Here is a 1,199-nt window from a genome sequence, read left to right on the forward strand (position 1 = left end):
GGGGCCCCCCGTCACGTGTGCGTCACGCCGCCGTGATCATCCCGTCCTGCCCGGCCTCCCGCCACAGGACCCGCAACCTGTCCAGCTCCGCCAGTTCCTTCCGGGTCCACGGACGGTCTCCGTGGGCGCGTACGAAGGCGCGGAGCGCCTCGTTCGCCTGGGCGGGGGTCGGACGCTGGGGCTGAGTGGTTCCTTGCTCGGGAGTGGTGGACATGGAACCAGCCTAGGGGCTGAGTATGACAGTGGCAGGTCACTTTCCGTCCCCCTCTCCCGCATGGTTTAAACACGAAATGCTTCACAAGACGTCGATATTGTGTCTGACCTGCGAACATGTGGACCGTGTCGCTCGGAGAGGGGCGCGGTTCCCCCGCGGGGGTGCGACGGATATCACTCCGTCATCGCTCCGGTATCACTCCGTTGTCGCTCCGTCGGGACGCGGCGCCGCCCGCCGACGCCCCGGCGCGCGAACCGTCCCGCGGCCCCCGAGTGCCCCGTGCGGCCCTCACAGCGCCGCCCCGCCCGGCTTGACCATGCCGCGGACCGTGCGCGAGTCGACGTAGTCGCCCAGCGCCGTCATCTCCCACTCGCCCGAGAACTGGCGGATCAGCTTGCACATCAGCACGCCCGTGTGCGGCTCGGAGGAGGTCAGGTCGAAACGGACCAGCTCCTCGCCGGTGCCGGCGTCCATCAGGCGGCAGTACGCCTTGGCGACCTCGGTGAACTTCTGCCCGGAGAAGGAGTTCACCGTGAAGACCAGGCCCGTCACCTGGGGAGGGAGGCCGCCCAGGTGGACGGTGATGGTCTCGTCGTCGCCCGAGCCCTCGCCGGTGAGGTTGTCGCCGGAGTGCTGGATCGCCCCGTTGAGGATGGAGAGCTTGCCGAAGTAGCAGTTGTCGATCTTCTTGCGGTTGGGGTCGTACGCGATGACCGACGCGTCGAGGTCGACGTTCTTGCCCCGGAAGGCGGGTTCCCAGCCCAGCCCCATCCGCACCGAGGACAGCAGCGGCCTGCCGCCCTTGACCAGGGAGACGGTCTCGTGCTTGCGCAGGCTCACCCGTCCCTTGTCCAGGTTGATCTTCCCGCCCGCGGGAGCGGGAGCCGGTGCCGGGGCGGCGGGCGGCACCGCGGCCGGCGCGGGGGGCGCGGGCGGCATCGCGGCCGCGGGCGCGGGAGGAGCGGCCGGTGCCTGCGGCGCCGCC

At 70.6% G+C, this 1,199-nt stretch carries 2 protein-coding genes; both read right to left on the minus strand.

Annotated elements, in window-relative coordinates; all coding sequences use genetic code 11:
* Window positions 1-22: 22 nt before the first annotated feature.
* Window positions 23-214, minus strand: coding sequence for a hypothetical protein (locus ABD335_RS26110; RefSeq protein ID WP_344327907.1), 192 nt, complete (start codon window positions 212-214; stop codon window positions 23-25).
* Window positions 215-502: 288 nt separating this feature from the next.
* A partial coding sequence (locus ABD335_RS26115; RefSeq protein WP_344327908.1) for a TerD family protein occupies window positions 503-1,199 on the minus strand: 697 nt, incomplete at its 5' end.

It is taken from the genome of Streptomyces macrosporus (assembly GCF_039533145.1).
Lineage (GTDB): Bacteria > Actinomycetota > Actinomycetes > Streptomycetales > Streptomycetaceae > Streptomyces > Streptomyces macrosporus.